Source organism: Pseudomonas alloputida (assembly GCF_021283545.2).
Classification (GTDB): domain Bacteria; phylum Pseudomonadota; class Gammaproteobacteria; order Pseudomonadales; family Pseudomonadaceae; genus Aquipseudomonas; species Aquipseudomonas alloputida.
In genome coordinates, this window is the sequence record NZ_CP128540.1 from 2,617,016 (window position 1) to 2,640,363 (window position 23,348).

Annotated in this window: 15 protein-coding genes and 1 pseudogene; 10 read left to right on the forward strand and 6 right to left on the reverse strand. The window is 62.0% G+C overall.

Annotated elements, in window-relative coordinates:
- Positions 1-21: 21 nt before the first annotated feature.
- The 5 genes from LU682_RS12020 to LU682_RS12040 all read right to left on the reverse strand — a co-directional run bounded on the left by LU682_RS12020 (position 22) and on the right by LU682_RS12040 (position 4,461).
- The gene (locus LU682_RS12020) at positions 22-1,266 is read right to left on the reverse strand and encodes an NAD(P)/FAD-dependent oxidoreductase (RefSeq protein ID WP_010954442.1); all 1,245 of its coding nucleotides are present in this window, start codon (positions 1,264-1,266) and stop codon (positions 22-24) included.
- A 16-nt stretch (positions 1,267-1,282) separates the two neighbouring features.
- A complete protein-coding gene (locus tag LU682_RS12025) occupies positions 1,283-1,993 on the reverse strand; it encodes an ABC transporter permease (protein WP_003247716.1) in 711 nt (236 codons plus the stop codon).
- Positions 1,990-2,709 carry an ABC transporter permease gene (locus LU682_RS12030; RefSeq protein WP_003247720.1) on the reverse strand — a complete coding sequence of 240 codons (720 nt, stop codon included), beginning with the start codon at positions 2,707-2,709 and terminating at the stop codon, positions 1,990-1,992. The genes LU682_RS12025 and LU682_RS12030 overlap by 4 nt, the downstream gene beginning before the upstream one ends.
- Before the next feature lie 104 nt (positions 2,710-2,813).
- Positions 2,814-3,566, reverse strand: a complete 753-nt coding sequence (locus LU682_RS12035; RefSeq protein ID WP_010954441.1) for a transporter substrate-binding domain-containing protein — start codon at positions 3,564-3,566, stop codon at positions 2,814-2,816.
- A 22-nt stretch (positions 3,567-3,588) separates the two neighbouring features.
- On the reverse strand, positions 3,589-4,461 hold the full coding sequence (locus LU682_RS12040) for a MurR/RpiR family transcriptional regulator (protein ID WP_012052078.1): 873 nt from the start codon (positions 4,459-4,461) through the stop codon (positions 3,589-3,591).
- A 142-nt stretch (positions 4,462-4,603) separates the two neighbouring features.
- Here LU682_RS12040 and LU682_RS12045 point away from each other — a divergent pair, with 142 nt between their 5' ends.
- From LU682_RS12045 to LU682_RS12055, 3 genes are all read left to right on the forward strand, one after another.
- Positions 4,604-5,629, forward strand: a complete 1,026-nt coding sequence (locus tag LU682_RS12045) for an Ldh family oxidoreductase (RefSeq protein ID WP_049588100.1) — start codon at positions 4,604-4,606, stop codon at positions 5,627-5,629.
- 162 nt (positions 5,630-5,791) lie between these two features.
- Entirely contained in the window at positions 5,792-6,988 is a 1,197-nt protein-coding gene (locus tag LU682_RS12050) for an amino acid aminotransferase (RefSeq protein ID WP_003247729.1), read from the forward strand.
- Between the two features lie 383 nt (positions 6,989-7,371).
- A complete protein-coding gene (locus LU682_RS12055) occupies positions 7,372-8,652 on the forward strand; it encodes a serine/threonine transporter (RefSeq protein ID WP_003247731.1) in 1,281 nt (426 codons plus the stop codon).
- Between the two features lie 72 nt (positions 8,653-8,724).
- Here LU682_RS12055 and LU682_RS12060 read toward each other — a convergent pair whose 3' ends face one another.
- Positions 8,725-9,912, reverse strand: a complete 1,188-nt coding sequence (locus tag LU682_RS12060) for a Bcr/CflA family efflux MFS transporter (RefSeq protein ID WP_010954438.1) — start codon at positions 9,910-9,912, stop codon at positions 8,725-8,727.
- 300 nt (positions 9,913-10,212) lie between these two features.
- Here LU682_RS12060 and tpx point away from each other — a divergent pair, with 300 nt between their 5' ends.
- From tpx to LU682_RS12095, 7 genes and pseudogenes are all read left to right on the forward strand, one after another.
- Positions 10,213-10,713, forward strand: a complete 501-nt coding sequence (gene tpx / locus LU682_RS12065; RefSeq protein ID WP_010954437.1) for a thiol peroxidase — start codon at positions 10,213-10,215, stop codon at positions 10,711-10,713.
- 440 nt (positions 10,714-11,153) lie between these two features.
- A complete protein-coding gene (locus LU682_RS12070) occupies positions 11,154-12,482 on the forward strand; it encodes an IS110-like element ISPpu9 family transposase (protein ID WP_010952293.1) in 1,329 nt (442 codons plus the stop codon).
- 848 nt (positions 12,483-13,330) lie between these two features.
- A pseudogene (locus tag LU682_RS12075) lies at positions 13,331-13,534 on the forward strand (IS110 family transposase); the annotation flags it as partial.
- A gap of 736 nt (positions 13,535-14,270) precedes the next feature.
- Positions 14,271-15,578 carry an MdtA/MuxA family multidrug efflux RND transporter periplasmic adaptor subunit gene (locus LU682_RS12080; RefSeq protein WP_010954436.1) on the forward strand — a complete coding sequence of 436 codons (1,308 nt, stop codon included), beginning with the start codon at positions 14,271-14,273 and terminating at the stop codon, positions 15,576-15,578.
- Positions 15,575-18,673: an MdtB/MuxB family multidrug efflux RND transporter permease subunit gene (locus tag LU682_RS12085; RefSeq protein ID WP_060489757.1), complete on the forward strand. Its 3,099-nt coding sequence runs from the start codon at positions 15,575-15,577 to the stop codon at positions 18,671-18,673. Before LU682_RS12080 ends, LU682_RS12085 begins: the two co-directional genes overlap by 4 nt.
- The gene (locus LU682_RS12090; protein WP_010954435.1) at positions 18,670-21,777 is read left to right on the forward strand and encodes an efflux RND transporter permease subunit; all 3,108 of its coding nucleotides are present in this window, start codon (positions 18,670-18,672) and stop codon (positions 21,775-21,777) included. The genes LU682_RS12085 and LU682_RS12090 overlap by 4 nt, the downstream gene beginning before the upstream one ends.
- Positions 21,774-23,264, forward strand: a complete 1,491-nt coding sequence (locus tag LU682_RS12095; RefSeq protein ID WP_010954434.1) for an efflux transporter outer membrane subunit — start codon at positions 21,774-21,776, stop codon at positions 23,262-23,264. Before LU682_RS12090 ends, LU682_RS12095 begins: the two co-directional genes overlap by 4 nt.
- The last annotated feature ends 84 nt before the right edge of the window (positions 23,265-23,348 follow it).

Consider the following 23,348-nt stretch of genomic DNA (forward strand, 5'->3'; position numbering starts at 1 on the left):
TTGTTGTTCTCCCGCGTGGGTTCAGTCGAAACGGGTCGCGCTGTAAGGCGCGGGGTCGGTGAAGGGGGGCTCGCCAGTGAGCAGCTCGGCCAGCAGCCGGCCGCAGACCGGGCCCAGCGTGAGGCCGTGATGGGCATGGCCGAAGTTGAACCACAGCCCTGGGTGGCGCGGCGCCGGCCCGATCACCGGGCGCATGTCCGGCAGGCAGGGGCGGCGGCCCAGCCATGGCGTGTCGTCCAGACGATCGCCGAGGGCCGGGAACAGCTTGCGCGCCAAGGCCTCGCAGCGGCCCAACTGGATCTGGTTGCCAGGCGCACTGGCTGCGTCGAATTCGATGCCGGTGGTCAGGCGCACACCGCGCGCCATCGGCGCCAGTACATAGCCGCCTTGGGTGTCGCAGATCGAGTGCTCCAGCTGAGCGCCGTCACGGGTGCTGTAGTGCATGTGGTAGCCCCGCTTGATTGCCAGCGGGATCTGGTAGCCCAGGCCGCTGAACAGGTCGGCTGACTGTGGCCCAAGGCAGGCCACCACCTCGTCGGCAGTGATCGGGCCGCGACGGCTCTCTACCCGCCATTGGCCATTGGCCTGGCGCAGGCTGCGCGCATCGCCATGCACGAACTGCCCGCCGCGTTGCAGGAACAACGCCGCATAGCCACGGGTGAGCGCGCCGGGGTTGTTCACGGTTTTCGGGTCGAGCCAGTGGATGCCACCGACCACGGTGGCGTCCAGCTGATGTTCACGTGCCTGCAACTGCCCGCATTCAAGGATTTCGAAGCGCAAGCCGTAGCGGCTCAGGCCCTTGGCATCGGTTTTTGCCTGCTCGAACAGCGCGGGGTCGCGGAACACTTCGATCCAGCCTTTGGCTTGCACCAGGCCTTCCAGGCCGGCGGCAGCGATCAGCGCGTCATGCTCGTCGACACAGCGCTGCACCAGCGGCAACATATCGGCGGCGGCGCCGGCCAGGCGCCCGGGTGCCGACTGGCGCCAGTAACGCCACAGCCACGGTGCGGCCTTGGGCAGGTGCGCCAGGCTGTAGCGCACATCGGGCTGGCGGTTCAGGCCGTAGCGCAGCAGTGCGCTCAGTTGCCGCGGGAAGGCATAGGGGATGACACTGGAGCGCTCGATCAGCCCGGCGTTACCGTGGCTGGTGCCACTGCCCGGTTCGTCGCGGTCGATCAGAATTACCTGGCGCCCGCGTGCCTGCAGGTGCAGCGCGGTGCTGACGCCGACGATGCCGGCGCCGAGGACAAGGGTCTGGCAATGCATGAAACGTATCCTTCGGTCAGTTCAGGTGGCGGCCCAGGCGGGCCTCCAGGTGTTTCAGCAGGCGCCGCACCAGTTCGACGATCACCAGGTAGAGCACAGCGGCCCACAGGTAGATCTGGAAGTCGAAACTGCGCGAGAAGGCCAGTTTGGTCACGCCCATCAGGTCGTAGATCGTCACCAGCGAGGCGATCGCGCTGGCCTTGATCATCAGGATCAGTTCGTTGCCCAACGGGCCAATGGCCACCAGCAGCGACTGCGGCAATATCACCTTGAAGAAGGTGGTCGAGCGCTTCAGGTTCAGCGCCCGCGCCGCTTCATGCTGGCCAGGCGCAACCGCCATCAGGCTGCCGCGGAAGATCTCGGCCTGATAGGCGGCAGTGTTCAGGGTGAACGCCAGCAAGGTGCAAAACCACGCATCCCGGAAGAACCACCACAGGCCGACGTCCTGCCAGAAACCTTTGAGCGAGCCCAGGCCGTAATACAGCAGGAACAATTGCGCCAGCAGCGGCGAACCGCGGAAGAAGTACACGTAGCCGGCAGCCATGCGCTGCAGCACCAGGCTGCGAGACAGGCGTGCAAGGGCCAGCAGAAGACCGAGCACAGCACCCAGGCTGAAGGAAATCGCCACCAGCTTGGCAGTTACCAGCAGGCCGTCGATGAAGCGCGGGCCATAGCGCTCCAGCAGGTCGGGGTCGAGCACCATTGCCAGCAGTTGATCGAAGCTCATGCGCGTGCTCCTTGCAGGTGGCGGTTGCTGCGCCGTTCGATGTAGGCGAACACGCGCCCGGACAGTGCCGCGAACAGCAGGTAGCCCAGGCAGGCGACGCCGTAGAAGAACATCGGTTCCTTGGTTACGCTGACCGCCAGGTTGGTCTGGCGCATCAGGTCGACCAGCGAGATGGTCGACACCAGCGAGGTGTCCTTGAGCAGCGACAGCCAGTTGTTGGACAAGCCGGGCAGGGCGATGCGGGTCAGTTGTGGCAGCAGCACCTTGAAGAAACCGGTGCGCTTGCTAAGCCCAAGCGCCGAGCAGGCTTCCAGCTGGCCCTTGGGCAGGGTCTTGAAGGCTGCCAGCCAGATCTCGCTGGAAAACGCGGCGAACACCAGGCTGAAGGCGATCATCGCGGCGAGGAAGGTGTTGATGAGGAACTCACCTTGGTAGCCCATGGCGGCGAGGATCTTCTGCGCGGCGATCTGGCAGCCGTAATAGATGATCAGCAACGTCAGCAGCTCGGGCAGGCCGCGGAAGACGGTGGAAAAAGTGGTGGCCCAGGCCCGTGGCAGGCGTTTGCGCGAGCGCGCCGCCAGCGCGACCACCAGGCCCAGTGGCAGGCCGATGGGCAGGCAGGCCAGGGCCAGGGAAACAGTAACCAGCGCGCCGGCCAGCAACGCCTGGCCCCAGCCTCCGCTGGCGAATGACAGCAAGGACAATTGATCGAGCATGACGAACCTCTTGGGCAGGTTATGCGGCCTTGGGGGGAGCGGCCTTGCGGCCCTGTCGCGACGCAAGGCCGCCCCCACTGGGCGTTCGCACAACTTCCTGAAGATCAGTTGTAGATATCGAAAGCGAAATATTTGCTGGCGATCTTCTGGTAGGTGCCGTTGGCCACAATCTGTTGCAGCGCGGTATTCAGGCGCTGGCGCAGGGCTTCGTCGTCCTTGCGCACAGCGATGGCGGCATCGGCCTTGGTGTCCGCCACGTCGCCAAGGATCTTGCAGCAATCCCCGCCGTTCTTGTTCATCCACTCGTGCAGCGGGAATTTGTCGGCAATCACGCCGTCCAGGCGGCCGGCCGCCAGGTCTGCGTTGGCTTCGTCCATGGTCGGGTACAGTTTCACGTCGGCACCGGCCTTGCCGTACACGTCTTCGGCGTAGATGGCCTGGGTAGAGGAAGACTGCGCACCGACGGTGTAGCCGACAAAGTCGGTCTGGGCGCTGTCGATCTTGCTGTCCTTGGCAACCGCCACGGTCAGGGGCGTGCGGTAGTAGTGGTCGGTGAAGGCGATCTTCTTGCGTCGCTCTTCGGTGTCGATCATCGATGCCACTATCGCGTCATACTTGCGCGCCATCAGGGCGGGGATGATGCCTTCCCAGTCCTGCGCCACCAGCGTGCATTCGACTTTCATCTGTTCGCACAGGGCATGGGTGATGTCGACATCAAAGCCGTGCAGCTTGTTATCGGCGTCTACATAGTTGAAGGGCGGGTAGGCACCCTCGGTGGCGAACCGCAGGGTTTCAGCGCTGGCGGCACCCGCCAGCAGCAGGGCGCACGCACCCAGCAAGGCCATGGACTTGTTCATCTCGCACCTCATTGCACTCTTGCTATTGTTGTTTGCCCGTCGACCACGAGGTGTAGCCGACGAATTCGTTATGTAGAGCGGCAGTTGCTTCCAAGCGTTTTTCAACATCCGGTCCGAGCTTCTTGCAGACCTCGTTGACCATCAGATGCACCCACGACAGCATCGTCGAGGTGGATTCCCAGAACAGGTTGAACTCGGTGGGGATGCGGAACACCTCGTCGGCATTGGCATCCGCCCAGTCACAGAAGGTGTCGGTCACCAGGGTGACCGCAATGCCAGCCTCGCGCGCCTTCTGGCACAGCATCAGGGCATGGCGGGAATAACGGCGCGCCTCGAACACCACCAGGGCGCTGTCTTCGGCACGGCCCAGCAGCACTTCGCCGAAGTGCCCGGCGCTGATGTCGACCAGTTGCACGCCATCGCGCAGGTATTGCAGCAGGTGGCTCATGCACATGGCGATGCCGCGCTCGGTCTGGAAGCCGGCGATGAACACCCGCGGCTTGCTCGCCAGGCGTTGCGCCACGTTGTGCCAGGCGGGGCTCTGGCGGTATTCGTGTACGCGCACCAGGGCGGCGATTTCCAGCTCCAGGCTGCCGGCGTTGTCGCTGGCGTCCTGGTTCTGGCGGTAATCTTGCAAGCGATCACCCACCAGCCACGGGCCATCGCCCAGATCGTTCTGCAGGTCTTGCTTAAGCGCCTTGAGGTGGGCATAACCCAGTGAGCGACAGTAGCGCCCGACGCTGGATTCGCTGACGCCCAGCTTGGCGGCAATGCTGGCCGAGGTCTGGAACGGCAGTTCGTGCAGGTTGGCAAGCATGTAGGTGGCGATCTTGCGACCCGAGGCAGCGGCCCCTTCGAGGCTGTTTTCCAGGCGTTGCTTGATCAGTTGGCTCATGCTGCGGCTCCAGGGGTGAGGCTTGGGAAGAAAATGAATGTTTTCTGTCATCAAGTCAACATTTGACAGATTGCTGTCACATGAAGGAAAGTTTTTGTCGTTGCAACGCTGTAGCCATTCCAAAATCAACAAGGAGCTTCAGATGTCCGCACCTTCCACCAGCACCGTTGTGCGCGTGCCTTTTACCGAGCTGCAAAGCCTGTTGCAGGCCATTTTCCAGCGCCATGGGTGCAGCGAGGCCGTGGCCCGGGTGCTGGCCCACAACTGCGCCAGCGCCCAGCGCGATGGCGCCCATAGCCATGGGGTGTTCCGCATGCCCGGTTATGTCTCGACCTTGGCCAGCGGCTGGGTCGATGGCCAGGCCACGCCACAGGTCAGCGACGTGGCCGCCGGCTATGTGCGCGTCGATGCTGCGGGCGGTTTTGCCCAGCCGGCACTGGCGGCGGCCCGTGAGCTGTTGGTGGCGAAGGCGCGCAGCGCAGGCATTGCCGTGCTGGCGATCCACAACTCGCACCATTTCGCTGCGTTGTGGCCGGATGTCGAGCCGTTCGCCGAAGAGGGCCTGGTAGCCCTCAGCGTGGTCAACAGCATGACCTGCGTGGTGCCGCATGGTGCACGCAAGCCGCTGTTCGGTACCAACCCCATCGCTTTCGCTGCGCCTTGCGCCGAGCATGACCCGATCGTTTTCGACATGGCCACCAGTGCCATGGCCCATGGCGATGTGCAGATTGCCGCACGTGCTGGCCAGCAATTGCCGGAGGGCATGGGGGTAGATGCCGATGGCCAGCCGACTACCGACCCGAAGGCGATCCTGGAAGGCGGGGCCTTGCTGCCATTTGGCGGGCACAAGGGCTCGGCGTTGTCGATGATGGTCGAGCTGCTGGCGGCGGCGCTGACCGGCGGTCATTTCTCCTGGGAGTTCGATTGGTCCGGGCATCCGGGGGCGAAAACGCCATGGACCGGGCAGTTGATCATCGTCATCGACCCGGGCAAGGCCGAAGGCCAGCGGTTTGCCCAGCGCAGCCGCGAGCTGGTGGAGCACATGCAGGCGGTGGGGCTGACGCGCATGCCGGGCGAGCGGCGCTACCGTGAGCGCGAGGTGGCCGAGGAGGAGGGGGTGGCGGTGACCGAGCAGGAGTTGAAAGGCCTGAAAGAGCTGCTTGGCTGATTTGGCCCCTTCGCGGGTTTACCCGCGAAAAAGCCAGCCCTCATCCCGGTCATGCAATGTTGCATAGACAACCTTGCACAATAGTGGATGTTCCTGAACCCGCACTCCGGGTATGCTCAACACTGACTTTCCGTACCGTCCTGATCCAAGGAGCTGCACGCTGTGTTCAAACATGTCGATGCCTATGCCGGCGACCCGATCCTCTCGTTGATGGAAACCTTCAAGGCCGACCCGCGCGCCGACAAGGTCAACCTGAGTATTGGCCTGTACTACGATGAGGCCGGCGTGGTGCCGCAACTGGCGGCGGTGGATGCGGTGGAAAAACGCATTGCCGGTCAGGACCACGAAGCCTCCCTGTACCTGCCAATGGAAGGCCTGGCCAGCTACCGCCAAGCCATCCAGGCGCTGCTGTTCGGTGCTGATCACCCGGCCGTGACCGGCGGTCGTGTGGCCACCGTACAGACCGTGGGTGGCTCCGGCGCCCTGAAAGTCGGTGCCGATTTCCTCAAGCGCTACTTCCCGCAGTCCGAAGTCTGGGTCAGCAACCCGACCTGGGACAACCACCGCGCCATCTTCGAAGGTGCAGGCTTCAAGGTGCACACCTATCCGTACTTTGACCAGGCCACCCGTGGCGTGGACTTCGACGGCATGCTGGCCACCTTGCAGAGCCTGCCGGCCAACAGCGTGGTACTGCTGCACCCGTGCTGCCACAACCCTACCGGTGCCGATCTGCAGCAGCACCAGTGGCAACAAGTGGTCGAAGTGGTCAAGGCACGCCAGCTGATCCCGTTCCTCGACATCGCTTATCAAGGCTTCGCCGAAGGCCTGGTGGAAGATGCCTACGCCATCCGCGAAATGGCCCGTGCCGGCGTGCCGTGCCTGGTCAGCAACTCCTTCTCGAAAATCTTCTCGCTGTATGGCGAGCGGGTGGGCGGCCTGTCGGTGGTGTGCGATGACGAGGCCACTGCCCAGAGCGTGCTTGGCCAGCTGAAGGCCACCGTGCGCCGCAACTACTCCAGCCCGCCCAACTTCGGCGCCCAGCTGGTTGCCGGCGTACTGAGCGATGCTGGCCTGAATGCCCAGTGGGCCGAAGAAGTCGAAGTGATGCGCAAGCGTATTCTCGACATGCGCCAGGCGCTGGTCGATGCCCTGGCCGTGCTGCTGCCGGGCCAGGACTTCCAGTTCTTCCTGCGCCAGCGCGGCATGTTCAGCTACACCGGCTTTAGCGTCGAGCAGGTACGTCGCCTGCGTGACGAGTTCGGCGTGTACCTGATCGACAGCGGCCGTGTGTGCATGTCCGGCCTGCGCCCGGCCAACCTGCAACGGGTTGCCGAAGCGTTCGCTGCCGTTCAGAAGTAACTCGCCAACGGGCCAACTGCGGCCCCTCCTGTGGGGCGCGGTTGGACTTTGTGGGAGCGGCCTTGCGTCGCGAAAAGGGTGCGGAGCGCCCCTACGATTGCAGCTTTGCCGCTGAAATTGCTGGGGCCGCTTTGCGGCCCTATCGCGACGCAAGGCCGCTCCCACAGGCCGCCCCACAGGCGCCCAGGCCGCTACATTCCACCGATCGACACCAGCAATGCCTTCCGCTTGTAAAGACAAGTGCAACCGCTCCTCGGAAAAGGGCTTCGCAAGTGCAACCTTTCCGTGCACAATCGCGCCCCTCTTTTCCGGTTGAGTTGGGCGAAACGTCTATTTCGCCATTCTCAGCCTGTTGCAGTCTTGCGAGTGGAGCTTCACCCGGAATGAATGAGCAGGCCCCAAGCGTTGAACAACGCTTTGCAGAATCGACCCCCGCCGCCCTCGGCACCTGGGCGCGTCACGACACCACCTGGATGCTGGGCCTGTTCGGCACAGCCATCGGCGCCGGGACACTGTTCCTGCCGATCAACGCCGGCCTTGGCGGCTTCTGGCCGCTGCTGATCCTGGCCGTGCTGGCCTTTCCGATGACCTATTTCGCCCATCGCGGGCTGACCCGTTTCGTCCTTTCCGGGCGCGATGGCAGCGACATCACCGAAGTGGTCAAGGAGCATTTCGGCATCACCGCCGGTGCCTCGATCACCGTGCTGTACTTCTTCGCCATCTTCCCGATCCTGCTTATCTACAGCGTGGCGCTGACCAACACCGTGTCCAGCTTCATGGAGCACCAGCTGCACATGCAGCCGCCGCCACGGGCAATCCTGTCATTCGTGCTGATCCTCGGTCTGCTGGCCATCGTGCGCTGCGGGGAGCAGGCCACGGTCAAGGTCATGAGCCTGCTGGTCTACCCGTTCATCGTCGCTCTGGCGTTGCTGGGCCTGTACCTGGTGCCGCACTGGACCGGTGGCATTCTCGACAGCGCCACAGAGGTGCCGCCGGCCTCGGCCTTCCTGCACACCCTGTGGCTGGCCATTCCGGTGATGGTGTTCTCGTTCAACCATTCGCCGATCATCTCGGCCTTTGCCGTCGACCAGAAGCGCCGTTACGGCGCGCACGCCGACGAGCGCAGCGGCCAGATCCTGCGTCGTGCCCACCTGTTGATGGTGGTGATGGTGCTGTTCTTCGTGTTCAGCTGCGTGCTCACCCTGAGCAGCGCCCAGCTGGCCGAAGCCAAGGCGCAGAACCTGTCGATCCTGTCGTACCTGGCCAACCACTTCAGCAACCCGACCATCGCGTTCGCTGCGCCGTTGATCGCCTTCGTGGCCATCGCCAAGTCGTTCCTCGGCCACTACATCGGCGCCAGCGAAGGCCTGAAGGGCATCATCGCCAAGACCGGTGCGCGCCCAGGCGCCAAGGCCCTGGACCGCGTGGTTGCCGCACTGATGCTGGTGGTGTGCTGGATCGTCGCCACGCTCAACCCGAGCATTCTCGGCATGATCGAGTCGCTCGGCGGCCCGATTCTCGCGGTGCTGTTGTTCCTGATGCCGATGTACGCCATTCGCCGTGTGCCATCGATGCGCAAGTACAGCGGTGCGGCCTCCAACGTGTTCGTCGTTGTGGTCGGCCTGGTTGCGCTGACTTCCGTGGTGTACGGCCTTGTAAGCTGATTCACCCGTTTCATTCAAGAATGCCCGGGTCGCTTGTCGCCACCCGGGTATTTTTTTTGCCTGATCAAGGTTTCAGCAGCGTTGCATTCCATCATCCTTGGTGCATGCAAGCAGCCACCCTCCGCACAGGCTGGCCACCATGAACAGCACGCCCAAGCCGGCCGGTAGCTCGCTTTCCAAACCTGCGACCACACTGCTCGTCAAACCGGCACCGGCGAACAGCAATGTCGTATTGAGCGACGCTGCCGCACCTGCCTGACGCGGATAGCGCGCCAAAGCCTGGGTCGTTGCGGCGGGGCGTACCAGGGTTGTCCCGGTGGTACAGACAATCATCGGCAGTAGAGCCCCCAGCACAGATAAACCTGCCACCCATTCCCACATCAAAAGGGTGATGCCCGCAGTACTTATAAGCAGCAAGCCTGCTTTTATTTGAGTTTGCGGGCTTACGCGACTGTTCAGGTAGGCCGCAGCCATGCCGCCGACGATGTATGCCAACCCATAGCCGATAAAGACCAGAGAGAATTGATAGGCCGTCAGCTCCAGCCTGCCCATCAGCAGCAAGGGTGCTATGACGATAAAGGAAAAATGGCAGGCAAAGGCGAGGCTGGAGAGCATGGAATGCGCGAGATAGTCCGTGTCTCGCAGCATCACCCGATAACTGGACATGCTTGGCGCCCGGTCATGCGACGCAGGTGTGTCATGGAGCAGCACACACGATAAAAGTGAAACGATTGCAGCGATGATCACGAATACCGTAAAGCTGGCCTCCCAGCCAAAGGACTGTTGAAGAAAGGCACCTGCCAGCGGTGACAGGGAGATGAACAACCCGCTCGCGCTTGTTAACAGGATGCGCATGGCATTGCGTTGTGTACCGCTGTAGAGGTCCTGCACAAGCGCCTGGCCTAGCACGAGGCTGCCGCAACCCAGGGCCTGCACCAAGCGAAAGGCCATGAACGTTTCATAATGAGTTGAAAATACGCAACCGAGCGCCCCCACAATGGATACGCTCAACCCAGCGAGCAACAAACGCTTGCGCCCGATGCCATCCGACAGTGGGCCGATCACGATTTGCGCCATGGCCACACCGACAGCAAAAAAGCTCACTGAGTACGCAATCTGTTTTGTGTCGACCCGAAACTCATCTGAGAGCGCAGGGAATGATGGGAGGATTACGTCCAGAGGAAACACACCCAGCAGACATAACAAAATCAGCAACGTCGAGCACAGGTGGCGCCGGAGCGAACCAGCGGGGCGGTTCATGCCATTAACTCCTCGATTGGAACTGCAAGAAATAGCTTTCGTCATCCAGTAAATCAGTACGCTAAAGATGTACAAGGTGAGCTTGGTAGCGAAACTTCCGATAGAGGTGTAGGAATTGTATGGAGAGGTCGGGATGGGCGTTCGGCAGCGGTGAGGCAACTGGCCATAACCGCGGCTATCGGTATTTTTTGTCCACAAAAATCGTCCGGCAATGGAACAATTTCACCTGCCCCCATAGGCACCCGGCTGCCTTCATGCTTAACTCAGTGTCCTTTTCAAACCCCGCATAAGGATTTCGTCATGGCTCAAGTGACTCTCAAAGGCAACCCGGTCCAGGTCAACGGCAACCTGCCACAGGCCGGCGCCCAGGCTCCGGCTTTCTCCCTGGTAGGTGAAGGCCTGGCTGACAAGTCGCTGAAAGACTACGCCGGCAAGCGCAAGGTGCTGAATATCTTCCCAAGCGTCGATACCCCGACCTGCGCCACCTCGGTGCGCAAGTTCAACGCCCAGGCCAACGACGTTGCCAACACCGTGGTGCTGTGCATCTCGGCTGACCTGCCGTTCGCCCAGGCACGTTTCTGCGGCGCCGAAGGGCTGGACAATGTGAAGAACCTGTCGACCCTGCGTGGCCGCGAGTTCCTCGAGAACTACGGCGTAGCCATCGCCGACGGCCCGCTGGCCGGCCTGGCCGCCCGCGCCGTGGTGGTGCTGGACGAGAACGACAAGGTGCTGCACAGCGAACTGGTTGGCGAAATTGCTGACGAGCCGAACTACGAGGCGGCGCTGGCTGTACTGAAGTAAGGATTGCGTGGGGCAGGGCGGGCGTCTGTAGCCTGTGCTGGCCTCTTCGCGGGTAAACCCGCTCCTACAACGTGCGGCACAGTTTTCAAAGGCTGTGACATCCCCGTAGGAGATCACCCAGCCCTTCCGGGCTGCGCTGTCGCGCAGCAAACATGAGGTGTACGGCTTCAGTTCCGCAGCGACGCTGACATTTTGAAAAAGAAAAGGCGGTTGGCCCGGTAGGGCCAGCCGCCTTTTGCTTTGTTAGGGTTCGTGTGCGCGGGACAGAGATCGTAGCCAGCACTGGTGTGTGTCTGCACACCCGCGTAGGAGAGTGATCCGCACGGTATCGGCGTGAAGTCCCTGTAGGCATCAGCTGATTCAGCTGTGACCACGTATGAGAGAGTGAACCCTTTCGCCACCGTGTGCCCCGCGCGCCCTTTATCCTGCGAGGATTCATCATGGCGCGCAAGCCTTCCAAGCAACGCTTTACCGTCGTCCATCCCGATTGCGCGGCGATCGATGTCGGTGGTCGAGAGCATTTCGTGGCGGTCGATCCCCGGCACGAAAATCCCGTCCAGTCGTTCACGTCCTTTACTGACGACCTGCTCAAGATGGCTAACTGGCTTGAAAGCCTGGGGATCAAGGTCGTTGCCATGGAATCCACGGGGGTTTATTGGATTCCAATTTACGAGATTCTCAGCGAGCGCGGTTTTGACGTTTATCTCGTCAATGCCAGAGCAACTCGGCAAATCACGGGCCGTAAATCAGATGTGCTGGATTGCCAGTGGATCTGGCAGCTGATGACTCATGGACTGCTCAGAGGCGCATTCCGCCCCGATGATCTGACCTGCTGCGTCCGGTCATTGGTCAGGCAGCGTGCTTCCAAAGTGAAAGACCAGGCGCAGACGCTGAACCGGATGCAAAAGGCCATGAGCCAAATGAACATCCAGCTGGCCAATGTCATCAGTGATATTTCCGGTGTAACTGGCATGAAGATTTTGCGGGCCATCTGCGCAGGTGAACGGGACCCAGTGCAACTGGCTGAACTAACCGACCGCCGCATCAAGGCAGGCAAGGAGGCTGTCGCTCGGAGTCTTCATGGCAATTGGCGGCGCGAGCATTTGCATGCGCTAACTCAGGAATTGGCTGCCTATGACTTCCTGGAGCAGCAAATTGCAGATTGTGACGACGCCATAAAAGCCGCGTTAGAGCAGTTGCCGGTGCTGCAAAACAAGCCAGAGCCATCCAAGAAGCCTTTACGGAGCCCACACCGAAACGGCGCCCAACAGACTGTATTGCATCAGACTTTGTGGAAAGTTCTTGGCGTGGACCTAACCGCAATTCCAACCATTGGGGTGGACACTGCATTAGTGCTGGCAGGGGAGATCGGTACAGATCTATCACGCTTCCCGTCCTCACAGCACTTCTGCTCTTGGTTGGGACTGGCTCCCCCTACCCGAATTTCCGGCGGTCATCGACTGGCAGGTGGTGGGCCCAAAATAGTCAATCGAGCAGCGCAAGCACTCAAGCAGGCTGCATCCAATGCCCGTAACGACAAGGGTTTCATTGGCGCATCGCACCGAGCCAGACTGACTCGAATGGATACCAGCTGCGCCATCAAGGCCACTGCGCATCAGTTGGCACGTCTGGTGTACAACCTGTTAACCAAGAAGCAGGCTTATGTTGAACAAGGTCTTGAGGAGTTCGAAACCAGAAGCCAAGACCGGCAGGTCCGGGCTTTGCTTCGCAAAGCCCGGAAACTGGGGTATCAACTGGTGGCCGCTTGAGTGCTTAGAAAACAATGGGTTGCATTTTGTTTGATGAGAGATCACCCAGCCCTTCCGGGCTGCGCTGTCGCACAGCAAACAGGATGCGCATGACGTCAGATCTGCACTGACATCGAGATCTAGAAAAGCATTCGCCGACTGATCCGGGTAGGTCAGCCGCCGAATACTTTGCTATGGTTCCCAATGCGCGGGAAAGAGGCCGTAGACCGCACTGGTGTGCTGCTTTGCTCCCGAATGAGAGAGTGGCCCAAATGGCATCGGCGTTAATCCCTGTCGGCACAGCTTGCTGTGACCACGTATAGAAGAGTGAACACTTCGCCGCCATTGACCCCGCGCGCCTGTTTTTTTCGCTAGAAAGAACAGTGGGTTATCTTTTGTTTGATAGAAGAAGCCAAGACCGGCAGGTCCGGGCTTTGCTTCGCAAAGCCCGGAAACTGGGGTATCAACTGGTGGCCGCTTGAGTGCTTAGAAAACAATGGGTTGCATTTTGTTTGATGAGAGATCACCCAGCCCTTCCGGGCTGCGCTGTCGCACAGCAAACAGGATGCGCATGACGTCAGATCTGCACTGACATCGAGATCTAGAAAAGCATTCGCCGACTGATCCGGGTAGGTCAGCCGCCGAATACTTTGCTATGGTTCCCAATGCGCGGGAAAGAGGCCGTAGACCGCACTGGTGTGCTGCTTTGCTCCCGAATGAGAGAGTGGCCCAAATGGCATCGGCGTTAATCCCTGTCGGCACAGCTTGCTGTGACCACGTATAGAAGAGTGAACACTTCGCCGCCATTGACCCCGCGCGCCTGTTTTTTTCGCTAGAAAGAACAGTGGGTTATCTTTTGTTTGATAGAAGCCAGACTGACTCGAATGGATACCAGCTGCGCCATCAAAGCCACTGCGCATCAGTTGGCACGTCTGGTGTACAACCTGTTAACCAAGAAGCAGGCTTATGTTGAACAAGGTCTTGAGGAGTTCGAAGCCAGAAGCCAAGACCGGCAGGTCCGGGCTTTGCTTCGCAAAGCCCGGAAACTGGGGTATCAACTGGTGGCCGCTTGAGTGCTTAGAAAACAATGGGTTGCATTTTGTTTGATGAGAGAAGCCAAGACCGGCAGGTCCGGGCTTTGCTTCGCAAAGCCCGGAAACTGGGGTATCAACTGGTGGCCGCTTGAGTGCTTAGAAAACAATGGGTTGCATTTTGTTTGATGAGAGATCACCCAGCCCTTCCGGGCTGCGCTGTCGCACAGCAAACAGGATGCGCATGACGTCAGATCTGCACTGACATCGAGATCTAGAAAAGCATTCGCCGACTGATCCGGGTAGGTCAGCCGCCGAATACTTTGCTATGGTTCCCAATGCGCGGGAAAGAGGCCGTAGACCGCACTGGTGTGCTGCTTTGCTCCCGAATGAGAGAGTGGCCCAAATGGCATCGGCGTTAATCCCTGTCGGCACAGCTTGCTGTGACCACGTATAGAAGAGTGAACACTTCGCCGCCATTGACCCCGCGCGCCTGTTTTTTTCGCTAGAAAGAACAGTGGGTTATCTTTTGTTTGATAGAAGCGGGTTCACCCGCGAAAGGGCCAGACCAGGCAACCGAACCTTCAGGCCCGCCACCGCTCCAAGCAACACCCTGTAACGGCCCGGAACACGTTCCGGGCCGTTTTCATTTAAAATTCCGCCTCTTGGCAACGTCAGGCAAAGGTAAACCTCTGGTAAAGGCCCTTTGCTAAAACGATGGCAGTGCTTATCGTTCATCCTCCTCAAGTCGTCATTCCGAACAAGGTTCGTTCAACCCATGCAAGCGTCCAATTCCCGTTCCCTTCGTCGCTGGCTCGTCGGCCTGCTGATCCTGCTGCTGGTGGCTGCACTAGCCTGGTGGCTGTGGCCCGCAGCGACGCCTGCGCATAAAGAAGCCGGTGGCGTGCGCGGTGGCAAGGGCATGGGCATGATCGGTGGCCGCCCAGGTTTTGGCGGCTCCAGCGACCCGGTACCCGTACGCGTCGTGCCGGTGCGGATAGGCGACTTCCCCCTCTACTACAAAGCCTTGGGCACGGTTACCGCGACCAATACGGTCAATGTGCGCAGCCGCGTGGCTGGCGAACTGGTGAAAATCCACTTCAAGGAAGGCCAGCGCGTCAAGGCTGGCGACCTGCTGGCCGAAATCGACCCGCGCCCTTATCGCATCGCCCTGCAGCAGGCCGAAGGCACCTTGGCGCAGAACCAGGCACAGTTGAAGAACGCTCAGGTCGACCTGGCCCGCTATAAAGGCCTGTACGCTGAAGACAGCATCGCCAAGCAAACACTGGACACCGCCGAAGCCCAGGTTGCGCAGTTCCAGGGGCTGGTCAAGACCAATCAGGCACAGGTCAACGACGCCCGCCTGAACCTCGATTTCACCCAGATCCGTGCGCCCATCAGTGGCCGTGTGGGCCTGCGCCAGCTCGATCTGGGCAACCTGGTGGCCGCCAACGACACCACCGCGCTGGTGGTGATCACCCAGACCGAGCCGATCAACGTCGCCTTCACCCTGCCGGAAACCGAACTGAGCACTGTGCTGGAGCGCTACCGCAGTGGCGCCAGCCTGCCGGTCGAGGCCTGGGACCGCGGTGACAGCAAGCTGCAATCCACCGGTGTGCTGGGCAGCATCGACAACCAGATCGACACCACCACCGGCACGCTGAAGTTCAAAGGCCGTTTCGAGAACAAGGACCTGGCCCTGTTCCCCAACCAGTTCGTCAACGTGCGCTTGCTGGCCGACACCCTCAAACAGGTGGTCATGGCCCCGGCCGCGGCCATCCAGTTTGGCAACGATGGCACCTTCGCCTATGTGGTCAATGAGCAGAGCACCGTCAATGTCCGCAAGCTGAAGGTGGGTGCCAGCGATGGCGAGAACAGCGTCATTCTCGACGGCTTGAAGGCCGGCGACCGTCTGGTGCTGGAAGGCACCGACCGCCTGCGCGAAGGCACCAAGGTGGAAGTGGTCGAAGACAGCTCGCAAGTGCCGACTAGCCCGGGCCAGCACCTGCAAGGGCAGGAAGCCAAGGGCGCGGCGCAAACAGGTGAAGCACAACCCGGCAACGCAGCAGGCAAGGCGGGCGCATGAACCTCTCGCGCCTGTTCATCCTGCGCCCGGTCGCCACCACGCTGAGCATGCTGGCCATCGTGCTGGCCGGCCTGATCGCCTACAAGTTGCTGCCGGTTTCCGCCTTGCCGCAGGTGGATTACCCGACCATTCGCGTCATGACCCTGTACCCCGGCGCCAGCCCGCAGGTGATGACCAGCGCCGTCACCGCACCGCTGGAACGCCAGTTCGGCCAGATGCCGGGCCTGGAACAGATGGCCTCGACCAGTTCTGGCGGTGCGTCGGTGCTGACCTTGCGTTTCAACCTCGACATGAACATGGACGTTGCCGAGCAACAGGTGCAGGCCGCGATCAACGCCGCCAGCAACCTGCTGCCCAGTGACCTGCCGGCACCGCCGGTGTACAACAAGGTCAACCCGGCCGACACCCCGGTGCTGACCCTGGCCATCTCCAGCAAGACCATGCCGCTGCCCAAGCTCAACGACCTGGTCGATACCCGCGTGGCGCAAAAGCTTGCGCAAATCAGCGGTGTGGGCATGGTCAGCATTGCCGGTGGCCAGCGCCAGGCGGTACGCATCAAGGTCAACGTCGACGCCCTGGCGGCCAATGGCTTGAATCTGGATGACGTGCGCACGCTGATCGGTGCCTCCAACGTCAACCAGCCCAAAGGCAACTTCGACGGCCCGACCCGGGTGTCGATGCTCGATGCCAACGACCAGCTGCGCTCTCCCGAGGAGTACGCCAACCTGATCCTGGCCTACAACAACGGTGCGCCGCTGCGCCTGAAGGATGTGGCCGAAATCGTCGACGGCGCCGAGAACGAGCGGCTGGCCGCCTGGGCGAACGAGAACCATGCAGTGCTGCTGAACATCCAGCGTCAGCCGGGCGCCAACGTGATCGAAGTGGTCGACCGCATCAAGGGCCTGCTGCCGTCGATCACCGACAACCTGCCGGCGGGCCTCGATGTATCGGTGCTGACCGACCGCACCCAGACCATCCGCGCTGCGGTCAAGGACGTGCAGCACGAACTGCTGATCGCCATCGTTCTGGTGGTGATGGTCACCTTCGTTTTCCTGCGCCGTTTCAGCGCCACCCTCATTCCGTCGATTGCCGTGCCACTGTCGCTGATCGGGACGTTCGGGGTCATGTACCTGGCCGGGTTCTCGGTCAACAATCTGACACTCATGGCCCTGACCATCGCCACCGGCTTTGTGGTCGATGATGCCATAGTCATGCTGGAGAACATCTCCCGGCATATCGAAGAGGGCGAGACGCCCATGCAGGCGGCACTCAAGGGCGCCCGACAGATTGGCTTCACCCTGATTTCGCTGACCTTCTCGCTGATTGCGGTACTGATCCCGTTGCTGTTCATGGCGGACGTGGTCGGTCGCCTGTTCCGCGAGTTCGCCATCACGCTGGCAGTGGCCATTCTGATTTCCCTGGTGGTGTCCCTGACCCTGACGCCGATGATGTGCGCGCGTCTGCTCAAGCGCGAGCCCGAGGAAGAAGAACAAGGCCGCTTCTACCGCGCCAGTGGCGCCTGGATCGACTGGCTGATCCAGCACTACGGCAGTGCCCTGCAGTGGGTGCTCAAGCATCAGCCGCTGACCTTGCTGGTGGCGGTGGCCAGCCTGGTGCTCACGGTGTTCCTGTACATGGTCGTGCCCAAGGGCTTCTTCCCGGTGCAGGATACCGGGGTGATCCAGGGTATTTCCGAAGCGCCGCAGTCCACCTCGTTCGCTGCCATGAGCGAACGTCAGCAGGCCCTGAGCAAGGTCATCCTGCAAGACCCGGCCGTGCAGAGCCTGTCGTCCTACATTGGCGTAGACGGCGACAACGCCACGCTCAACAGTGGTCGCCTGCTGATCAACCTCAAGCCCCACGGCGAGCGCGATGTCAGCGCCAGCGAAGTGATCAGCCGCCTGCAGCCGCAGGTCGACCGGCTGGTGGGCATCCGCCTGTTCATGCAGCCGGTGCAAGACCTCAGCATCGAGGACCGGGTCAGCCGGACCCAGTACCAGTTCAGCCTGTCGTCGCCGGACGCCGACCTGCTGGCGCAGTGGAGCGGCAAGCTGGTGCAGGCGCTGCAGCAGCGCCCGGAACTGGCCGATGTGGCCAGCGACCTGCAGGACAAGGGCTTGCAGGTGTACCTGGTAATCGACCGTGACATGGCCAGCCGCCTGGGGATCAGCGTCTCGCAGATCACCAATGCCCTGTACGACGCCTTCGGCCAGCGGCAGATCTCGACCATCTACACCCAGGCCAGCCAGTACCGCGTGGTGTTGCAGTCCAGTGACGCCGCCACGATCGGCCCGCAGGCGCTGGAGTCGATCCACGTCAAGGCCACCGATGGCGGCCAGGTGCGCCTTTCGGCGCTGGCGCGGATCGAGCAGCGTCAAGCGCAGCTGGCTATTTCCCACATCGGCCAGTTCCCGGCGGTGACCTTGTCGTTCAACCTGGCCCACGGCGCGTCGCTGGGCGAAGCCGTGCAGGTGATCGAGCAGGTGCAGAAGGACATCGGCATGCCGCTGGGTGTGCAGACCCGCTTCCAGGGTGCGGCGGAGGCCTTCCAGGCGTCGCTGTCGAGTACCCTGCTGCTGATTCTGGCGGCGGTGGTGACCATGTACATCGTGCTGGGGGTGCTGTACGAAAGCTACATCCACCCGATCACCATCCTCTCGACCCTGCCGTCGGCGGCGGTCGGTGCCTTGCTGGCCTTGCTCATCAGCGGTAACGACCTGGGCATGATCGCCATCATCGGCATCATCCTGCTGATCGGTATCGTCAAGAAGAACGCGATCATGATGATCGACTTCGCCCTGGAGGCCGAGCGCAATCAGGGCATGAGCCCGCGCGATGCCATCTACCAGGCGGCGTTGCTGCGCTTCCGGCCGATCCTGATGACCACCCTGGCCGCGCTGTTTGGTGCGGTGCCGCTGATGCTTGCCACCGGTTCGGGCGCCGAGCTGCGCCAGCCACTGGGCCTGGTGATGGTCGGCGGGTTGCTGGTCAGCCAGGTGCTGACGCTGTTCACCACTCCGGTCATCTACCTGTACTTCGATCGCCTGGCCCGCCGCCTGCGCCCGGCCACTGACGTGAAGCAGGCCCAGGCATGAACCTGTCCGGGCCTTTCATTCGTCGCCCGGTGGCGACCATGCTGTTGAGCCTGGCGATCATGCTGCTGGGCGGGGTCAGCTTTGGCTTGCTGCCGGTGGCGCCTCTGCCGCAAATGGACTTCCCGGTGATCGTGGTGTCGGCGAACCTGTCTGGTGCCAGCCCCGAGGTCATGGCGTCCACCGTGGCCACACCGCTGGAGCGCAAGCTGGGCAGCATCGCCGGCGTCACCACGCTCACCAGCAGCTCCAACCAGGGTTCGACACGGGTAGTCATCGGCTTCGAGTTGGGCCGTGACATCGATGGCGCAGCCCGTGAGGTTCAAGCGGCGATCAACGCTACCCGCAACCTGCTGCCCAGTGGCATGCGCAGCATGCCCACCTACAAGAAGATCAACCCGTCGCAGGCGCCGATCATGGTGCTGTCGCTGACTTCGGATGTGTTGCAGAAAGGCCAGCTGTATGACCTGGCCGACACCATCCTTTCACAGAGCCTGGCTCAGGTGTCGGGGGTAGGGGAGGTGCAGATCGGTGGCAGTTCGCTGCCGGCCGTGCGCATTGCCGTCGAGCCGCAACTGCTCAACCAGTACAACCTGTCGCTGGACGAAGTGCGCACCGCAGTATCCAACGCCAACCAGCGCCGGCCCATGGGCTTTGTCGAAGACGCCGAGCGCAACTGGCAGGTGCGGGCCAACGACCAGTTGGAAAGCGCCAAGGATTACGAGCCGGTGGTGATTCGCCAACAGAACGGCACCATTCTGCGCCTGTCTGACGTGGCGACCGTCACCGACGGCGTTGAAAACCGTTACAACAGCGGCTTCTTCAACGACCAGGCAGCGGTGCTGCTGGTGGTCAACCGCCAGACCGGCGCCAACATCATCGAAACGGTCGACCAGATCAAGGCGCAGCTACCGGCACTGCAGTCGTTGCTGCCTGCCAGCGTGCAACTGAACGTGGCCATGGACCGCTCGCCCGTGATCAAGGCCACCCTCAAAGAGGCCGAGCACACCCTGCTGATCGCCGTGGTGCTGGTGATCCTGGTGGTCTACCTGTTCCTCGGCAGCCTGCGCGCCTCGCTGATCCCCAGCCTGGCGGTGCCGGTATCGCTGGTGGGCACGTTCGCAGTCATGTACGTGTGCGGTTTCTCGCTCAACAACCTGTCGCTGATGGCGCTGATCCTTGCCACCGGGCTGGTGGTGGACGATGCCATCGTGGTGCTGGAAAACATCTCCAGGCATATCGAGAACGGCCAGCCACCGATGAAGGCGGCCTTCCTGGGCGCCAAGGAGGTGGGTTTCACCTTGCTGTCGATGAACGTGTCGCTGGTGGCGGTGTTCGTCTCCATCCTGTTCATGGGCGGCATCGTGCGCAACCTGTTCCAGGAGTTTTCCATCACCCTGGCGGCGGCGATCATCGTCTCGCTGGTGGTGTCGCTCACCCTTACACCGATGCTCTGCGCCCGCTGGCTCAAGCCGCAACAGGCCGAGCAGACACGCCTGCAGCGCTGGAGCGACACGCTGCATCAGCGCATGGTTGCTGCCTATGACCACAGCCTGGGCTGGGCCCTGCGCCACAAGCGGCTGACCCTGCTCAGCCTGCTGGCCACCATCGGCATCAACATCGCCCTGTACGTGGTGGTGCCCAAGACGCTGATGCCCCAGCAGGATACCGGCCAGTTGATGGGCTTCATCCGGGGTGACGACGGCCTGTCGTTCACGGTGATGCAGCCGAAGATGGAAATCTACCGCCGCGCCTTGCTGGCCGACCCGGCAGTACAGAGCGTCGCCGGTTTCATCGGTGGCAACAGCGGTACCAACAACGCCTTTGTGCTGGTGCGCCTGAAACCGATCAGCGAGCGCAAGATCGACGCGCAGAAGGTGATCGAGCGCCTGCGCAAGGAACTGCCCAAAGTGCCCGGCGGGCGCCTGTTCCTGATGGCCGACCAGGACCTGCAACTGGGGGGCGGTGGGCGTGACCAGACCTCTTCTCAGTACCTGTATACCCTGCAAAGCGGCGACCTGGCGGCGTTGCGCGAATGGTTTCCCAAGGTGGTCGCGGCGCTGCGTGCACTGCCTGAGCTGACCGCCATCGACGCCCGCGATGGTGCCGGTACCCAACAGGTGACGCTGGTGGTCGACCGTGACCAGGCCAAGCGCCTGGGCATCGACATGGACATGGTCACCGCAGTACTGAACAACGCCTACAGCCAGCGGCAGATCTCCACCATCTATGACAGCCTCAACCAGTACCAGGTGGTGCTCGAGATCAACCCGAAATACGCCTGGGACCCGAGCACGCTGGAGCAAGTGCAGGTGATCACCGCCGACGGCGCCCGGGTGCCGCTGTCGACCATCGCCCACTACGAGAACAGCCTGGCCAACGACCGGGTCAGCCACGAAGGCCAGTTCGCCTCGGAAGACATCGCCTTCGACGTCGCCGAGGGCTACAGCCCCGACCAGGCCATGGCGGCACTGGAGCGCGCGGTGGCCAAACTGGGCCTGCCCGAGGAGGTGATTGCCAAGCTCGGCGGCACTGCCGATGCCTTTGCCCAGACCCAGCAGGGCCAGCCCTTCATGATTCTTGGCGCACTGCTGCTGGTGTACCTGGTGCTGGGCATTCTGTATGAAAGCTACATTCACCCGCTGACCATTCTATCGACACTGCCTTCGGCGGGCGTCGGTGCCTTGCTGGCGCTGTACGTCACCGGTGGCGAGTTCAGCCTGATCTCGTTGCTGGGGCTGTTCCTGTTGATCGGGGTGGTGAAAAAGAATGCCATCCTGATGATCGACCTGGCCTTGCAGCTGGAGCGCCATCAGGGCTTTTCGCCGGAAGAGTCGATCCGCCGGGCCTGCCTGCTGCGCCTGCGGCCGATCCTGATGACCACCCTGGCGGCAATCCTTGGCGCATTGCCGTTGCTGCTGAGCCAGGCTGAAGGCGCAGAAATGCGTCAGCCGCTGGGCCTGACCATCATCGGTGGCCTGGTGTTCAGCCAGATCCTCACCCTTTATACGACGCCGGTGGTTTACCTGTACCTGGACCGCCTGCGCCACCGTTTCAACCGTTGGCGCGGCGTGCGTACCGACGCCGCTCTGGAAACCCCGCTATGACTTTTGCCCAGACCCCACTTCACCGTGCCCTGCAAGCACTGACCCGTGGCCGTGGCTCGCGCCTGCTCGGTGCCGGGTTGTGCGTGGCCTTGCTCAGTGCCTGTACCCTGAGCCCCGACTACCACCGCCCTGAGCTGAACAGCACGGCGGCGCAGTTCAAGCACGCCGAAGGCTGGACCCAGGCCTCGCCGTCCGACGCCATCGCCCGCGGCGCCTGGTGGGAAATCTACGGCGATGCTGGGCTCAATGCGCTGGTCGAAGAGCTCAACCGCAGCAACCAGACCGTGGCGCAATCAGAAGCCCAGTATCGCCAGGCCCAGGCGCTGGTGCGCAGCAGCCGTGCGGCGCTGTTCCCCAGCCTGGACCTGAGCACCAGCAAGAACCGCTCGGCGCAGGGCACCGGCAGCTCCAGTTCCAGCCTGTCCAATAACAGCAGCGGCATTCGCAACACCTACAACGCGCAGTTGGGCGTGAGCTGGGAGATCGACCTGTGGGGCAAGCTGCGCGAAACCCTGAATGCCAACGAGGCCAGTGCCGAAGCCAGTTTCGCCGACCTTGCGTCGATCCGCTTGAGCCAACAGTCGGAACTGGTGCAGAACTACCTGCAATTGCGGGTGATCGATGAGCAGAAGCGCTTGCTGGAAGCCACCGTGGCGGCTTATGAGCGCTCGCTGCGAATGAACGAAAACCAGTACCGCGCCGGTGTCGCCGGCCCGGATGCCGTGGCCCAGGCCCGTACGCAGCTCAAAAGTACCCAGGCTGACCTGATTGACCTGATCTGGCAGCGTGCGCAGTTCGAAAACGCCATCGCCGTGCTGCTGGGCAAGGCTCCGGCCGACTTCGCCCTGGCCGACAGCAAGGCGATTCCCGCGTTGCCGCAAATACCGGTTTCGCTGCCTTCGCAGCTGCTGGAGCGGCGCCCGGACATCGCTGCAGCCGAACGCAACGTGATGGCGGCCAACGCCAACATCGGGGTGTCGCGGGCAGCCTATTTCCCGGACCTCAGCCTGAGCATGAGTGGCGGTTATTCCAGCAGCAGCTTCAGCAACTGGATCGAGCTGCCCAACCGCTACTGGTCGGTAGGCCCGCAGCTGGCGCTGACCCTGTTCGACGCCGGCAAACGCAGCGCCGAGGTCGACCGCACGGTGGCCGTGTATGACCAGACGGTGGCGCAGTACCGCCAGACCGTGCTGGACGGTTTCAGGGAAGTGGAAAACCTGCTGGTTCAGCTGAAGGTGTATGGCGATGAAGCCGTGGTGCGCCAAGAGGCGCTTGATGCTGCCCGCGAGTCGTTGCGCCTGACCGAGAACCAGTACCGCGCCGGGCTGATCGGCTATCTGGATGTGGTCAACGTGCAAACCACGGCGCTGAGCAACGAGCGCAGCGTGCTGAACCTGCTGCAAGGGCGCCTGGTGGCCAGTGTGCAACTGGTGGCTGCGTTGGGCGGCGGCTGGGATGCAGAGCAGGCGTTTGCCGAGCAGAATTGACCACGCGCAAGGGCGGGGCGCTGGGGTTATTGGATCCATTCCCATTCGCAAAAACCCCGTGCGTTTCGCTTAAGCTTGAGTACA

What these genes read in the sequence shown, in the direction of transcription:
- tpx (WP_010954437.1), top strand. Translation starts at nt 10,213, where the DNA reads ATGGCTCAAGTGACTCTCAAAGGCAACCCGGTCCAGGTCAACGGCAAC.
- LU682_RS12090 (WP_010954435.1), top strand. Translation starts at nt 18,670, where the DNA reads ATGAACCTGTCCGGGCCTTTCATTCGTCGCCCGGTGGCGACCATGCTG.
- LU682_RS12055 (WP_003247731.1), top strand. Translation starts at nt 7,372, where the DNA reads ATGAATGAGCAGGCCCCAAGCGTTGAACAACGCTTTGCAGAATCGACC.
- LU682_RS12020 (WP_010954442.1), bottom strand. Translation starts at nt 1,266, where the DNA reads ATGCATTGCCAGACCCTTGTCCTCGGCGCCGGCATCGTCGGCGTCAGC.
- LU682_RS12025 (WP_003247716.1), bottom strand. Translation starts at nt 1,993, where the DNA reads ATGAGCTTCGATCAACTGCTGGCAATGGTGCTCGACCCCGACCTGCTG.
- LU682_RS12030 (WP_003247720.1), bottom strand. Translation starts at nt 2,709, where the DNA reads ATGCTCGATCAATTGTCCTTGCTGTCATTCGCCAGCGGAGGCTGGGGC.
- LU682_RS12095 (WP_010954434.1), top strand. Translation starts at nt 21,774, where the DNA reads ATGACTTTTGCCCAGACCCCACTTCACCGTGCCCTGCAAGCACTGACC.
- LU682_RS12045 (WP_049588100.1), top strand. Translation starts at nt 4,604, where the DNA reads ATGTCCGCACCTTCCACCAGCACCGTTGTGCGCGTGCCTTTTACCGAG.
- LU682_RS12040 (WP_012052078.1), bottom strand. Translation starts at nt 4,461, where the DNA reads ATGAGCCAACTGATCAAGCAACGCCTGGAAAACAGCCTCGAAGGGGCC.
- LU682_RS12060 (WP_010954438.1), bottom strand. Translation starts at nt 9,912, where the DNA reads ATGAACCGCCCCGCTGGTTCGCTCCGGCGCCACCTGTGCTCGACGTTG.
- LU682_RS12070 (WP_010952293.1), top strand. Translation starts at nt 11,154, where the DNA reads ATGGCGCGCAAGCCTTCCAAGCAACGCTTTACCGTCGTCCATCCCGAT.
- LU682_RS12080 (WP_010954436.1), top strand. Translation starts at nt 14,271, where the DNA reads ATGCAAGCGTCCAATTCCCGTTCCCTTCGTCGCTGGCTCGTCGGCCTG.
- LU682_RS12085 (WP_060489757.1), top strand. Translation starts at nt 15,575, where the DNA reads ATGAACCTCTCGCGCCTGTTCATCCTGCGCCCGGTCGCCACCACGCTG.
- LU682_RS12035 (WP_010954441.1), bottom strand. Translation starts at nt 3,566, where the DNA reads ATGAACAAGTCCATGGCCTTGCTGGGTGCGTGCGCCCTGCTGCTGGCG.